The following is a 15,044-nucleotide window of genomic DNA, read 5'->3' on the forward strand; positions in this document are numbered from 1 at the left end:
TATGTTGCAATTTTATATTATATTTTTATTTTAGAAACAAAGTATTTTTCGGATTTGATTTAAACGTTTCATTCTCGATCGTAGTTTTTAGTTTAAATCGCCAATTAATTGCTCTATATTACTGATTTACTTAATTATACTTGACGAACAACAGTTATTCAATACATCCAAAAGTGTTAATAATTTCATTCTTATGTTGCAATTTGCATTTATTTGTTTTTCGAATTTTGTCATAATGGAATAATTCTAGTTTTGAATAATGACTAATACACGTACTAACGGAGATAGATATGCAATCTTCAATGAAACATCTAAAGAAATTTGACATCGCAATTGAAAAGCAAGTGGTCAATAATCGCATACTCACAATAAAACAAGCGGCCAGCAGGCCGCAACAGACTGTCGACAAAGTCCGAGGAAAACCTCGGGCTTTTCTACGTGTTTAGACCTTTAAAGCTAGTATTTTCAATGCTTTCAGGTCTTTTTTTGGTATAATAAAAGTATCAAGTCAAGGCGGTGAATAAGCTGATGATGAGCAAAAACGTAGAAAAAAATCGTGAGCAAGTGCAAATATTTTGCATGGATGACATGGTACCTGAGAATCACTTGCTTCGACTGATCGATTAGACCATTGACTGGAACTTCATTTATGAACTGGTCGCACAGAAGTATTCAGCAGAATCTGGACGTCCCAGCACAGATCCAGTGATGCTCATTAAAATCCCTTTTATCCAGTATCTCTACGGTATCAAAAGCATGCGCCAAATCGTCAAGGACATAGAAGTCAACGTCGCTTATCGGTGGTTTCTGGGGCTTGGAATGTTTGATAGTGTCCCTCATTTTTCTACCTTCAGCAAAAACTACACCCGAAGATTTAAAGATACAGATTTGTTTGAGCAGATTTTCAGTCGAATTCTTGAGGAATCTTACAAGCTCAAACTGATTGATCATCGGGAAGTATTTGTGGACGCCACGCATGTGAAAGCTCATGCCAACAATCGAAAAATGCGTAGAAAAATTGCTAAAGAGGAGGCATTGTTCTACGAAAAACTCCTTCGTAAAGAGATCAACATGGATTGGGAATCCAATGGGGAAAAACCCTTTGAAGACGAGGACGAAGATGATGGTCCACCTCCATTGCAAAACGATGAACCGTTATCGACTGGTAAAGTGGACAACAAGAAAGAACCAAAGACGATAAAATTCTCCCAAACAGATCCGGAAAGCGGATGGTTTCGCAAAGGGGAGCATAAACACGTTTTTGCCTACTCGGTGCAGACCGATTGCGACAAGAATGGTTGGATCTTAGGCTACAGCATCCATCCAGGCAATCATCATGACAGTCGCACATTTAACAGGATCTATGAAAAGATCAAACACCAGGATATTAAGACTATGGTGCTTGACGCTGGCTTCAAAAATCCGGCTATAGCCAAGTGGCTCCTTGATTACGGAATTACTCCATTATTCCCCTATACTCGACCTATGACGAAGAAGGGTTATTTCAACAAACAAGAGTTCGTTTACGATGAATACTATGATTGTTATATCTGTCCAAACAACCAAATCTTACGATATTCCACAACAAACCGCCAAGGTTATAAGGAATACAAAAGCAATTCCTACTGGATAAAGTCTATATAATGGTGTAAATTCAAAAATTAAAAAATGAGCCAAAAGGGTTCAACCTCGGATAAAATAGAGTTGTCGAAAAACCATCAACCCGAGGAGGAAACCCAAATGACTCAGATTAATGTTACCTTAGAATCCGAAATTTTGCACGGACTTTTCACTTCAAACGGCAAAGATGATGCATTTGCCAAGCTGCTAGAAAGCATCCTCAACCAGGTTTTAAATGCCCAGGTCAGCGAACAGATCGGTGCAGATCGTTATGAACGCTCTGATGATCGTTTGGGCTATCGCAACGGATTTCGTATGCGCAGCATGACTACTCGTGTTGGAACCATTGAATTACAAGTACCCAGACTTCGTGACGGTAATTTTTCAACCACATTGTTTCGCCAATATCAGCGTAGCGAGCAGGCTTTAGTGCTTGCCATGATGGAAATGGTCATAAACGGCGTATCCACCAGAAAAGTAAGTGCAATAACCGAGGAATTGTGCGGCAAACAGTTTTCCAAATCAACGATCTCAGAACTTTGCAAAAACCTGGATCCGGTGGTTGATGAATTCCGCAACCGGAAACTAGATAGCAAATATCCCTTTATTATAGTGGATGCCCTATACACCAAGGTTCGGGAAAATGGTCGTGTGCGCTCCAAGGGTTTACTCCTTGCAATTGGAGTTCGCGATGATGGCCATCGTGAAATTCTGGGCCTTTGTGTCGCAGATTCCGAATCGGAAACCAGCTGGAGCGAGTTCTTTGAATCACTAAAACAGCGAGGTCTTGTTGATGTTGACCTGATTGTTTCAGACAACCATGGGGGCCTTGTTAATGCAATCAAGAAGCACTTTCAAGGAGCAACCTGGCAAAGATGTCAGACCCATTTTTCTCGCAATGTTTTGGATAAAACCCCAAAACGCCTGCAACCAGAAATCAAGCAATGCCTTACCGAAATCTACAATGCACCCAAGCTTGAAATTGCCCGATCTCTTCGTGATGAAATGCTTGAAACCTATGCTCAGACAGCTCCTAAAGCCATGGAAACCCTAGAACTCGGGTTTGATGATGTGATGGCTGTCATGAATCTACCAAAGAAATATCGCAAGCGACTGCTCACCAGCAACAGTATTGAGCGGTTAAACCAGGAAATCCGTCGACGGGAACGTGTGATTCGAATCTTTCCCAATGAAGATTCGCTAATCCGTCTGATTGGTGCCCTGCTCATGGAGCAGGATGAAAAATGGACGACCGGCAAAAAGTACCTCGATATGAAAGAGTACCACGAAAGCCGAGCCACTCAGAAGTCTGTTGTTGCTGCCTAATTACACAACCGAGGGAATTTACACACTTTTATGGACTTGACTGCGTTGTTGAGCAGGTCTTTTAATGGATACTCTATCAAGTATAGGGACAGTTCTCAACTATATCCTTATTATCCATCAAACAACTCTAATTGCAACATATTATTTACCTCACTAAACTTCTTCTTGCACTGTACTGTGAGAAATTCCAGTGCAGCATACTCTCATACTGCCTTATGGATACCCATGTCCACATACAACTTGATCCCAGAAGATCTGATATGTCCAAGTTCATGCATGGCATCAATCTTTGCTACGCCCAGTATTACAATAAAAGTACAGAAGGCACGGTCATGTTTTCCAAGGTAGATTCTTAAGCAGGGCAGATAGATTTTCAACAAGAGTTACGAGCTGATCAAGTCGATCCCCAAATATCAAAATATCTACCCGGAGATCCTAGATTTCATAAAACCTAAAGCTTCATAAGGACAATTAAAACCAAGCTCCTGATATCCTCCAAACCGGTGGATTAGTTTTGTTGTGATTGTTTGCGTTTTTTGTCTTTTGATAGTTCGCTATGATTAATTATTAAATCATACGACAAAGGTTACGGATGTTTTTATGCACCCTTAATGTCAGTTTTGACGGTTGGTTGTGAAGTGTCTCCTTTTTTTTCTTCTTTTTTCTTTCGGGCATCAAAAAAGACCCCCCATTTTGGAGTGCCTAAAAAGGCTCGTAAATTTTATTTTATTCTGTCTTGTGCCATTTTATAAACCTTTTCATCATCTCTAATAGAAATAATGATAATTCGCATTTTTTTATCATCTCGGACAATACTATAAACAACACGAATTCCTGCATCTTTAAGTTTTATCTTTTGATACCCTGCCAGTTTGGATGTATTATGATTTACGAGTGGTTTACCATAAACTCCCTCAGTATAGGGCAGTGGGTTTTTTGACACCTTTTTTATCGCCTTCAAAACGAGTAGCCGTTGACTTCCGTCAAGATCCTTCAAATCATCATTCGCATCCTCTGTATATTCAACTTGCCATTCGCTCATTCAATTTCTACCTCGATATCATCAAGGTCAGAATCACTTATTCCAAGCTCTGCCAGAACTTCATCTGATGTAATATACTTTCCTTTAGCTGCTGCAACCCTTTTCTCTGCCTCAAAGTACAACACGTAATCTTCCAAGGCTTCCATCATCTCTTCATAACGAGAAGGACTCATAAGAACACTTATAGGCTCATTATTTTTCAGTACATATTTAACTCCAATTTTGTCAACCTCTTTAAAAATCTTAGTTGCTTCTCCTCGATTAAAACGCGAAATCGACACTAGTGAATTTCGAATGCTACCTATTGGCACTTTCTCTTTAATCATACTACTCACCTCAATTACAGTATACTAAAGCTACAGCTTCTTCTGTTATTATTATAAGGCTCCTCAGTATATTTATCAATAAATTTGTCGTTATATTTATAGACACTTTCTCCGCACAATATCATAATCTACCCCAATTCAGGCTGATCTGTATTGTCATTTTAGTTCGTATATTTTAATTATTTACGCACAGGAATTACATCTAAACCCATTCAGGTACAATTTCATCAATGAAATATTCCTTTTTCGCCTTTGCCAACCCATGATATTGTTTATAACATTCCCAAAGGTCCAAGAGATAACCTGGGGTACATTTTATTATCTTTCATCTTCCAATCGCTAAAACCCTTTGATATCAGTACATTTAAGACAAAATCAAACCACCCAATGATAAAATCTTTTTTATCATTGGGTGGTAGGTTATTTGGTGGAGGCGGCGGGAATCGAAGTAGGAGCCCGACTCGCTTTCTTATGTATTATAACCGATTTTCTATTCTTTATCTTTATTTTATAGATAATAATTCTATCTACTTTTCGTGTTTTTGGCGGGTTCGATTTCACACCGCGCAAAAAATAAAAAAAGAACCTCAAAATTGAAGTTCTGGTTGTCTTTTATGGTGGAGGCGGCGGGAATCGAACCCGCGTCCGAAAGCCAATTCACAAAAGTTTCTCCGAGCGCAGTCACTGATTTAATCTCGCCGATTGAACCTCCAGTGACAGAGTTACAATCGGACCAGCCTCAATTATTCGTTAATCAGTCGAGACATCCTGAAAAACGGTTCCCTGCTAAGTTGACGCCCGGGTCCCTGATCGCAGGTCTTCTGGGTCGGACGAAAGCTGCTTACGCAGCTAAAGCGTAATTATTATTTTTAGCGTTTATATTTAGTTTGCCACTTTTAACGATGTTTGGCACATCGGCTCGCTGCTCTTGCTTCAAAACCCCCGTCGAAGCCATTGCGCCCCCGTGTTAGTTATTAGTCGTTAGTTATTAGTCGTTAGTTATTGGGTATTCCTTATAAGTCGTTAGTTGCACGATGTTATTTTACACACATTGGATAATTTATTGCTTCAAGCTTTTAATTAAACCGTTTAGCATTTTCCCAATTTCATTTATTATATCTATACAAAAATCATATTTTTTTATGTCGATATATTTTAAATCCTTAGCAATATATAAAATTTTTCGTCTCAAACAAAGATCCTCTGGCAAAGTATAAGAAATTTGCAAAATCCTTATTGCTACCCCTCCCAGTTCCTTCAGCGATATTTGCTGATATCGAGTTTACAGCTCTTCGCAATTGACTTCCCATTGCGTACTTTTCCTCATCTGGAAAATTATCAATAATATCGTATAACACCATTGTCAAATCTCTGGATTTTTGCCAAACTAATAGATTCTCAAAATTATTTTCCACTATTTGACTCCTATAATCAATTTCATAAATTGCGGATTTAAATATACATAACTGAAATCAACTTTTGCCCACATTTAGAATTATAGCACGTACACCTTTAATATCTCTTAAATGCACGCACCTTCAATCATGTTTGATTTTTCTTAATGGTGTCAACCTGCTTTTACTTGCAGCTTATATCTTATAGCTTACAACTTGTAATTTCTATTCTCCTCTTCGGTCTACCCTCGTTGCCTTTTGGATCCTTCTGTCTGCGTCCTTTTTCGCTATGTCGTGTCGCTTGTCGTAGACCTTTTTACCTTTGGCAAGGGCAAGTTCAAGCTTTACCCTGCTGCCCTTAAAATAAAGGCTAAGGGGCACCAAGGTATATCCCTGTGTCTGCTTAAGGCCGATCAGCTTTGCAATCTCTTTTTTATGCATCAAAAGCTTTCTGATCCTTAAAGGATCCTTATTGAAGATGTTGCCTTGTTCGTAGGGGCTTATATGCATGTTGTATACGTATAGCTCGCCATTATAGATGTCCGCATAGCTATCCTTAAGGTTTACCTTGCCGCCCCGAATGGACTTGACCTCAGTACCGAAAAGCTCGATACCCGCCTCATAGGTTTCCTCAATAAAATAATTATGTCTTGCTTTTTTATTTTGAGCTATAACTTTTACTCCACTTTTCATAACACACCTCTACTTGATTCACCGGCAAAATTAATTAGCCGCATCCTTTAATTATATTGTTATTCTGCATCTTTGTCAACGACAGCAAAATCTACCTGTCTCAGCGGGATGCTTACCTTTGCTACTTTTACAGATATTGAATCTCCCAGCTTGAATGATTTTTTTGTTCTTTCCCCTATGAACCTGTGGTTTTTTTCGTCGTAGATGTAATAGTCATCACCTAAGTCCTGTACTCTGACAAGGCCTTCCACTGTATTTTTGAGTTCCACAAAAAAACCGAAGGATGCAACGCTTGATATTATCCCCTCGTACTCCTCGCCGATCTTATTTGCCATAAATTCAGTCTTTTTAAGATCATCGGTGTCTCTTTCAGCCCGCTCAGCCAGTCTTTCCCGCTGAGAAGTGTGGTCTGCCATCTCTTCCATTCGTTTTATGTATTTTTTTATCTTCTTTTCAGTCAGCTCATTGTTCAACATCTGACCCATGATCCTGTGTATCAATAGATCCGGATATCTTCTTATAGGAGAAGTGAAATGGCAGTAGTACTTGGCTGCAAGGCCGAAGTGGCCAATATTATCCGGTGAATACCTAGCCTGCTGCATAGCTCTTAGAATAAGCCTGCTTAAAAAATCCTCTTCATCAGTTCCCTCAATATCCTTTACAAGCTCTTGAATAGCCGCCGGATGAATCTCCTTTCCCTTCTTTAAGGTGTAACCAAAGTTTGTGAGAAAATTCCTTAAGGCATCCAGTTTCTCGCTTGAAGGATCTTCATGCACTCGGTATAGAAAAGGCAGGTTAGACCAAAACATAAATTCAGCCACCGTCTCGTTGCACACGAGCATGAATTCTTCTATTATCTTATGGGACACAGTTCTTTCGTATAATACTACGTCCACAGGCTTTCCCTTCTCATCTAAAATTATTTTAGATTCAGGGAAGTCAAAGTCAATCGCTCCTCTTTTGTCGCGGCGCTCGGTCCTTAGAATCTCTGCAAGCTCCTCCATAAGCTTGAAGTCCCGGATGAAGTCTTCGTACCTTTTCATAAGGCTTTCGTCTTCACCTTTCAAGATGGCTGTTACGTCCTCGTAATTCATTCTTTCATCTATATCGATAACGGATTTGAATACCTCGTGAGTAACGACCTTCCCTTTAGAATCAATCTCCATCATGCAAGTAAACGCAAGTCTGTCCTCTCCTGCATTTAAGCTGCATATCCCGTTAGACAGCTTCTGGGGAAGCATGGGTATTACCCTGTCAACTAAGTATACACTGGTAGCCCTGCCGTAGGCCTCTCTGTCAAGTGCGGTGTCCTCCCTTACATAATGGGTGACGTCTGCAATATGGACTCCAAGCTGATAATTGCCGTTATCAAGTTTTTTGACCGATACCGCATCATCTAGATCCTTTGCATCCTTGCCGTCTATGGTGACCATCTTTATGTTTCTTAAATCCCTTCGGTTCTTCGCCTCGTCGGGATCCACTTTATCCGGCACTTCGTTTAGTTCAGATACAACCTCCGGTGGGAAATCAACATTGAAGTCGTATTCCCTAATTATCGAAAGTATTTCTATCCCTTCGCTGTCGGCGCTTCCCAGTATCTCTATTATCTTGCCTTCGGGGTTTTTCTTCGGATGCCAATTGGTTATGTCAACTACTACTTTGTCCCCATTCTTAGCTCCCATTTCATCTGAGCTTGAGATAAATATGTCCTTGACAAGCTTGTCATTATCCGGGATCACAAAGCCGAAGTTTCTGCTCTTGTCGTAAGTTCCTACGATTTTTTGATGTCCCCTCTCTAATATCTTGAATATCTCGCCTTCATCTCTTTTAGCAGTCTTTTTGATAATCTTGACCAATACCTTGTCCTTGTCCAAAGCTCCATTCAAGCTTGATGCGCTAATGAAGATGTCGCTTCCTGTAATAGCATCCTCAGGTATTACAAATCCAAAACCTCTGGCATGCCCCTGAAGGGTTCCTTTGACATAAAGGTCTTTTGGCGGCAGGATGTACTTGCCTTTTTTGTTCTTCACGACTTCTCCTTCGCTTAACATCCTATCCAACAGCTTTTTAAATTCAGCCTTTTCGCTTTTGTTTTTGATCTCAAGCAAAAACATAAGATCCTTGTACCCAAGGGGCTTGTAGTTTTCGCTCTTCATCACGTTTAATAATACGTTTTTAAGTTTCATTTAATCTCCTCATTTCGCGCCAATGCGCGTTTTCTTCATTTCTCCATCATCTGATAAAGAAATAGTAGTATAGATAAAGCTGCAGCGTAAGTACCACAGGGACTCCGTATAAAAACAGAGGCTTTCTTACCTTGTGATGAAATACCTGCATTCCGATGAGCGTTCCAACGCTCCCCCCCAGCACAGCTAAAGCAATGAGGGTTTTCTCCGGGATTCTTCTTTTATTTTTTACAGCAAATAGTTTGTCAAGACCCATAGAAGCAAAGCCCATTATGTTTAAAAATATTGCTATGATCAATTTCTCATCTATCATAATTTAATCTCCTCAGTTTCATTTTAACATATAGCAGATCCTCAGTAAAACAAAGAATCTTTGCTTTGCTCAAAATCCGCAATCAAGCATATAAAAAGCCGCAGGAATAATACCTGCGGCAGTGTGATTACATGAACAGTGGTGCAAACACCAAAGATACGATTGTCATCAATTTGATCAGGATATTGATTGAAGGACCTGAAGTATCCTTGTATGGATCTCCTACAGTGTCTCCAACAACAGCGGCTTTGTGGGCTTCACTTCCCTTGCCGCCATGGGCTCCTCCTTCGATGTACTTTTTGGCATTATCCCAAGCTCCACCGGAGTTGGCCATCTGAATCGCCATAAGAACACCTGATACTAAAGCACCTGCTAGAAGTCCGCCAAGGGCTTCGCTTCCAAGCAATAATCCGGTAGCAAGAGGCAGAAGGACTGCCAATAGGCCAGGAACGACCATCTGCTTAAGTGCTGCAGTAGTTGAAATATCAACACATCTAGCGTAATCCGGCTTTCCTGTTCCTTCCATGATTCCTGGAATAGTTTTGAACTGTCTTCTTACTTCTTCGATCATTTGGTTTGCCGCCGAGCCTACAGCCTCCATAGTAAGAGCTGAGAACAAATACGGGGCTGCCGCACCAAGGAACAATCCGGCAATAACAAAGGGATCTAGTAAATCTATTCGACTTAGTCCTACAGCCTGGGAGTAAGATGCAAACAGCGCAAGAGCAGTAAGAGCCGCAGACCCGATCGCAAAACCTTTTCCGATTGCAGCGGTAGTGTTGCCCACTGCGTCAAGCTTATCAGTAATACCTCTTACTTCTTTAGGAAGTCCAGCCATTTCAGCAATACCACCGGCATTGTCAGATATTGGACCGTAAGCATCAACCGCTATGGTTATGCCTACTACAGAAAGCATTCCTACAGCCGCAAGAGCTATTCCGTAAAGACCTGCAAATTGGTAAGAAACTAAGATTGCGATTACGATACCTACAATAGGAAGTGCCGTAGAGTACATGCCGACAGCAAGTCCACTGATGATTGCTGTCGCCGGTCCTGTTTCACACTGCTGTGCAATCTTTTTAACCGACTTGTACTCTTCAGAAGTATATACCTCTGTAACCTGTCCGATGGCGATACCCACCACCAAACCTGCAATAATCGCTACGAATTCTCCCGTACCTGCGCTTTCGCTTATTTCTGAAAGGAAGTACTTGCTTAAGAAGAATGCTACTGCTATCATTATTATTCCACTTACATAAGTTGCATTCTTAAGTGCCTTGTGTGGATCAGATCCTTCGTCGCCTTTAACAAAGAAAGTACCGACGATAGACGCCAAGATACCAACTGAAGCCAGGATTACAGGGAATAAAACACCGTTTAATCCGTATGCCAAAGCTCCTAAAGTAATGGCTGATATGATAGAACCTACATAAGACTCAAAAAGGTCAGAGCCCATTCCCGCCACGTCTCCTACGTTGTCTCCAACGTTATCTGCTATAACCGCAGGGTTTCTTGGGTCGTCTTCAGGAATTCCAGCTTCAACCTTACCAACAAGGTCAGCACCAACATCCGCAGCTTTGGTGTAGATTCCACCGCCGACACGTCCGAAAAGTGCAATTGAAGAAGCTCCCAGGCCAAAACCCGTTATAATAGTCGGGTCTTCAAAAATAATATAAAGTCCGCTGACACCAATAATGCCAAGACCTACAACACTCATGCCCATTACGGCACCGCCGGAAAAAGCTACGCTTAACGCTTTGTTCATTCCGGATGTTCTAGCTGCATTTGCTGTTCTTACATTGGCTTTTGTTGCAACCTTCATACCGAAAAATCCGGCTAAAACTGAAAAAAGCGCACCAACAAGAAAAGAAATGGCCGTTTTTACTCCAAGTCCAGGCGTAAAAGTTAAAACAATAAACAATACCACAACAAAAATCGCGATGGACTTATACTCTCTTCTAAGGAAAGCCATTGCTCCCTCTTGAATGTAAGATGCGATTTCTTTCATCCTGTCTGTTCCCTCGTCAACTTTGTTTACCTTCGCAGAAAGATAAGCGGCAAACGCAAGCGCGACGATTCCCACAGCAGGGGCTAAGTACATTAACTCCATTGTGTAAAATTCCTCCTTTAGATATATGCCTTTATTAAATTATAGAAAATAGAAATGCCGACAACATAAAAATAACTGCAGAAATGGTTGTCGCTTTTTCAAGCATTGCTTCGTAGCCTTTGGCTTTTTTCTTGCCAAACAGACTCTCAGCGCCACCTGCAATCGAACCTGATAATCCAGCGCTTTTTCCCGGTTGAAGCAGTATGCTTGCAATCAAGACGATGCTGGACAAAATCAATAGTGCAATTAGTAGTTTATCCATGTTTTTTACCTCCCCGAATGGTTAACATATGTATTGTAACACAGTCTTATGGGAATATCAATTTTATTTTGTAAAATCCTCAAAGAATAAGTATGTCACATTACAGAAACCAGGCGCCCAATTATAGGGCGCCTGGGTTTAATGTGTTATTTCTTAAGGTTGTAGAAAGTTTTTATTCCGTCATATTGAGCAGATTCCCAAAGTTCTTCTTCGATTCTAAGAAGTTGGTTATATTTTACTACCCTGTCAGTTCTGGATGGAGCACCCGTTTTGATTTGTCCTGCATTTACAGCTACTACCAAGTCTGCGATAGTACAGTCTTCAGTTTCACCCGATCTGTGAGAAACAACTGCAGTATATCCTGCTTTCTTTGCCATTTCGATTGAATCTAAAGTCTCAGTAAGAGTACCGATTTGGTTTACCTTGATAAGGATTGAGTTTGCAACTCCCATTTCAATTCCTTTTCCAAGTCTCTCGGTGTTAGTAACGAACAAGTCGTCTCCAACAAGCTGTACTTTGTCCCCAAGCTTTTCAGTCATAAGCTTCCAACCTTCCCAATCGTCCTCAGAAAGTCCGTCTTCGATTGAGATGATAGGATATTTTTCGATCATTGCATCGTAGAAAGCAACCATTTCTTCAGCAGTCTTTACAACGCCTTCTCCTTCAAGGTGATATTTTCCGTCTTCCTTGAACATTTCAGTTGCAGCAACGTCCATTGCAAGGCATACTTCTTCGCCTGGCTTGTATCCTGCAGCTTCAATAGCTTCGATGATAACTTGAAGAGCTTCTTCATTTGAAGTAAGGTTAGGTGCAAATCCACCTTCGTCACCTACTGCAGTGTTAAGTCCTTTTCCGCCAAGTACCTTCTTAAGGCTGTGGAAGATTTCCGCACACATTCTAAGAGCTTCTCTGAAAGATTCAGCTCCAACAGGCATAACCATGAATTCCTGGATGTCTACGTTATTGTCCGCATGCTCTCCACCGTTTATGATGTTCATCATTGGAACAGGAAGCTTCTTTGCGTTGATTCCGCCAATATATTGGTAAAGCGACATTCCTAAAGCTTCAGCAGCAGCTCTAGCAACTGCCATAGATACGCCTAGGATTGCATTTGCCCCTAATTTAGCTTTGTTTGGAGTTCCATCAAGTTCGATCATGATATTGTCGATAGCTACTTGATCCAAAGCGTTCAGTCCGATAAGTTCAGGTGCGATTATGTCATTTACGTTTTCTACTGCTTTTAGCACGCCTTTTCCAAGGTATCTTCCCTTGTCTCCATCTCTAAGCTCTACAGCTTCGAAAGCACCTGTAGAAGCACCAGACGGAACAGCAGCTCTTCCTATTACTCCGCACTCCAGTTCAACTTCAACCTCAACAGTTGGGTTTCCCCTCGAGTCTAGAATTTCTCTTGCGTACACATCATTGATAATGGTCATTTTTTAAATCTCCCTTCAAATTTTAATTATTATTTAATTAGTAAAGATTCCCCTGTCATCTCTGCAGGTTTATCCATTCCTTGCAATTCAAGAATGGTAGGGGCGAGATCCGCCAGCTTGCCATCTTTCAATTTCAAACTGTCGTTGCCATATAAAATGCATTTGACAGGATTTGTAGTATGTGCGGTAAATACCTCTTTTGTAACCGGATCTATCATCTGCTCCGCGTTGCCGTGGTCTGCAGTGATAAGAGCCACGCCGCCTTTTTTCTCAATAGCTTCAAGGGTTCTTCCAAGGCACTCGTCGACGGTCTCCACGGCTTTCACAGCTGCATCGAATACTCCGGTATGGCCTACCATGTCACAGTTGGCATAGTTCAGGACAATTAGGGAATAGTCGTTATTTGCGATTGCCTCTTCAATTTTGTCAGTCACTTCATAAGCGCTCATCTCAGGCTTTAAGTCGTATGTAGCGACCTTAGGAGAAGGAACCAGGATTCTGTCCTCCAAGGGATACTCCTTTTCCACTCCTCCGTTAAAGAAGTAAGTTACATGGGCGTACTTTTCAGTCTCGGCGATCCTAAGCTGCTTTAACCCTTTTTCACTCATATATTGACCCAAGGTGTTCGAAATGCTTTGAGGCGCAAATGCTACCTCCAGGTTCTCAAGAGCTTTTTCGTATAAAGTCATGGTCACTGTAGTCAGATTTACAAAGCCTTTGCTTCTTGTAAATCCGTCGAAGCCTTCTTCAGTAAGCACTCTTGACATCTGTCTTGCCCTATCTGGCCTGAAGTTGAAAAATATCACCGAATCATTTTCATTTATAGTAGCTCTCGCCTTGCCGTCTTTCACTATTACAGTAGGCACGACAAATTCGTCTGTAATATTTTCTGCATACGAGGCTTCTATGGCTTTGACAGGGCAGTCAAACTCCCTGCCTGTTCCCGTTGCCATCGCCTCATAGGCTTTTTCAACTCTTTCCCATCTGTTGTCCCGGTCCATAGCGTAATATCTTCCGGCAACAGTTGCAATTTTTCCTGCGCCGATTTCCTTCATCTTGTCTACCAGCTCTTTTACATAGCCTAGTCCACTGTTCGGAGGCGTATCTCTTCCGTCAAGAAAACAATGTACAAACACTTTCTCAAGTCCCTTTTTCTTTGCCAGTTCAAGCAGAGCATAAAGGTGGGTGTTGTGACTGTGCACGCCCCCGTCAGATACAAGTCCCATCAGGTGAAGGGCTGAATCATTTTTTATTGCATTGTCAACTGCGTTGTTAAGTGCGATATTGTCAAAAAAGTCTCCGTCCTTTATGGACTTTGTTATTCTTGTTAGTTCCTGATAGACGATTCTGCCTGCTCCGATGTTTAAGTGTCCTACCTCGGAATTGCCCATCTGACCTTCCGGCAGTCCAACATCCATACCGCTGCACTTTACAAAAGAGTGTGGTTTTTCGTTCCATAGCTTGTCCAGAATAGGGGTATTTGCAGCGACTGTTGCGTTGCCTTCCGTATAATTCGAATACCCATATCCGTCAAGAATAATTAAAGCTGTAAGCATTGTTTTTCCTCCCTGGTGCGCCTTAGCTGCCGAAGTTCACTATACTAACAAAATCTTCCTTCAAGCTTGCTCCTCCGACCAAAGCGCCATCAATGTTTTCCATGCCCATCAATTCGTCAACATTTGACGCATTGACGCTGCCACCGTACTGAATCCTTGCCTTCTGAGCTGTTTCAGCATCGTACAGCTTTTCGATAGTCTCTCTTACCCAACCGCAGACTTCTTCCGCTTGCTGGCTGGTAGCAGTTTTACCGGTTCCGATTGCCCAAATAGGCTCGTAAGCGACTACTGTGTTTTGTGCATCTTTTGCTTCAACGTTCTTAAACGCCGCTACCACTTGCTCTGTAACTACCTTTTCCTGAATATCTGCTTCTCTTTGCTCTAAAGACTCTCCTACGCATACGATAGGAACAAGCCCTTCTGCAATAGCTTTGATAAGCTTATTGTTTACCGTCTCATCAGTTTCATTGAAGTACTCTCTTCTCTCAGAGTGTCCTATTATAACGTATTTTGCTCCCGCTTCCAATAGCATTTGTGCACTGATTTCTCCCGTGTACGCACCACAATCTGCCCAATGCATGTTCTGAGCACCTACGCCAATGTTGCTTCCTTCAAGCTCTTTGACTACTGTTGTTAGAGATGTGAATGTAGGGCAAACTACTACCTCTACCTTGTCAGTATTGATTTTATCTTTTAGCATATCTATCAAGGTCTTTGCTTCCTCAGCTGTTTTGTTCATTTTCCAGTTTCCTGCGATTATCGGTTTTCTCAAATGGATAT

Annotated in this window: 12 protein-coding genes, 1 other RNA gene and 2 pseudogenes; 3 read left to right on the plus strand and 12 right to left on the minus strand. The window is 41.4% G+C overall.

What is annotated here, in order from left to right:
- Nucleotides 1-528 precede the first annotated feature (528 nt).
- From BUB93_RS11315 to BUB93_RS11500, 3 genes and pseudogenes are all read left to right on the plus strand, one after another.
- A pseudogene (locus BUB93_RS11315) lies at nucleotides 529-1,617 on the plus strand (IS1182 family transposase); the annotation flags it as partial.
- Between the two features lie 123 nt (nucleotides 1,618-1,740).
- Entirely contained in the window at nucleotides 1,741-2,946 is a 1,206-nt protein-coding gene (locus tag BUB93_RS04340; RefSeq protein WP_073269854.1) for an IS256 family transposase, read from the plus strand.
- Between the two features lie 131 nt (nucleotides 2,947-3,077).
- Nucleotides 3,078-3,302: a transposase gene (locus BUB93_RS11500; protein WP_073269855.1), complete on the plus strand. Its 225-nt coding sequence runs from the start codon at nucleotides 3,078-3,080 to the stop codon at nucleotides 3,300-3,302.
- Nucleotides 3,303-3,667: 365 nt separating this feature from the next.
- Here BUB93_RS11500 and BUB93_RS04350 read toward each other — a convergent pair whose 3' ends face one another.
- From BUB93_RS04350 to tpiA, 12 genes and pseudogenes are all read right to left on the minus strand, one after another.
- Nucleotides 3,668-3,988: a type II toxin-antitoxin system RelE family toxin gene (locus BUB93_RS04350; protein ID WP_073269856.1), complete on the minus strand. Its 321-nt coding sequence runs from the start codon at nucleotides 3,986-3,988 to the stop codon at nucleotides 3,668-3,670.
- Nucleotides 3,985-4,314 (minus strand): type II toxin-antitoxin system Phd/YefM family antitoxin, encoded by a 330-nt coding sequence (locus BUB93_RS04355; RefSeq protein WP_073269857.1) that lies wholly within the window; start codon nucleotides 4,312-4,314, stop codon nucleotides 3,985-3,987. Before BUB93_RS04355 ends, BUB93_RS04350 begins: the two co-directional genes overlap by 4 nt.
- Before the next feature lie 615 nt (nucleotides 4,315-4,929).
- Nucleotides 4,930-5,278, minus strand: a transfer-messenger RNA (tmRNA) gene (gene ssrA / locus BUB93_RS04360).
- Nucleotides 5,279-5,374: 96 nt separating this feature from the next.
- Nucleotides 5,375-5,729, minus strand: a pseudogene (locus tag BUB93_RS04365) (four helix bundle protein).
- Nucleotides 5,730-5,933: 204 nt separating this feature from the next.
- Complete coding sequence (gene smpB / locus BUB93_RS04370) at nucleotides 5,934-6,401, minus strand: SsrA-binding protein SmpB (RefSeq protein ID WP_073269858.1); 468 nt, start codon at nucleotides 6,399-6,401, stop codon at nucleotides 5,934-5,936.
- A gap of 59 nt (nucleotides 6,402-6,460) precedes the next feature.
- Complete coding sequence (gene rnr / locus BUB93_RS04375; RefSeq protein ID WP_073269859.1) at nucleotides 6,461-8,587, minus strand: ribonuclease R; 2,127 nt, start codon at nucleotides 8,585-8,587, stop codon at nucleotides 6,461-6,463.
- Nucleotides 8,588-8,633: 46 nt separating this feature from the next.
- Nucleotides 8,634-8,900 (minus strand): DUF1294 domain-containing protein, encoded by a 267-nt coding sequence (locus BUB93_RS04380; protein ID WP_073269860.1) that lies wholly within the window; start codon nucleotides 8,898-8,900, stop codon nucleotides 8,634-8,636.
- 127 nt (nucleotides 8,901-9,027) lie between these two features.
- Nucleotides 9,028-11,010, minus strand: a complete 1,983-nt coding sequence (locus BUB93_RS04385) for a sodium-translocating pyrophosphatase (RefSeq protein WP_073269861.1) — start codon at nucleotides 11,008-11,010, stop codon at nucleotides 9,028-9,030.
- Nucleotides 11,011-11,044: 34 nt separating this feature from the next.
- Nucleotides 11,045-11,272 carry a preprotein translocase subunit SecG gene (gene secG / locus BUB93_RS04390; RefSeq protein ID WP_073269862.1) on the minus strand — a complete coding sequence of 76 codons (228 nt, stop codon included), beginning with the start codon at nucleotides 11,270-11,272 and terminating at the stop codon, nucleotides 11,045-11,047.
- A gap of 146 nt (nucleotides 11,273-11,418) precedes the next feature.
- On the minus strand, nucleotides 11,419-12,708 hold the full coding sequence (gene eno, locus BUB93_RS04395; RefSeq protein WP_073269863.1) for a phosphopyruvate hydratase: 1,290 nt from the start codon (nucleotides 12,706-12,708) through the stop codon (nucleotides 11,419-11,421).
- Between the two features lie 29 nt (nucleotides 12,709-12,737).
- Nucleotides 12,738-14,264, minus strand: a complete 1,527-nt coding sequence (gene gpmI, locus BUB93_RS04400; RefSeq protein WP_073269864.1) for a 2,3-bisphosphoglycerate-independent phosphoglycerate mutase — start codon at nucleotides 14,262-14,264, stop codon at nucleotides 12,738-12,740.
- Between the two features lie 22 nt (nucleotides 14,265-14,286).
- Nucleotides 14,287-15,036, minus strand: coding sequence for a triose-phosphate isomerase (gene tpiA / locus BUB93_RS04405; protein ID WP_073269865.1), 750 nt, complete (start codon nucleotides 15,034-15,036; stop codon nucleotides 14,287-14,289).
- Between the last annotated feature and the right edge of the window lie 8 nt (nucleotides 15,037-15,044).

Source organism: Alkalibacter saccharofermentans DSM 14828 (assembly GCF_900128885.1).
Lineage (GTDB): Bacteria > Bacillota > Clostridia > Eubacteriales > Alkalibacteraceae > Alkalibacter > Alkalibacter saccharofermentans.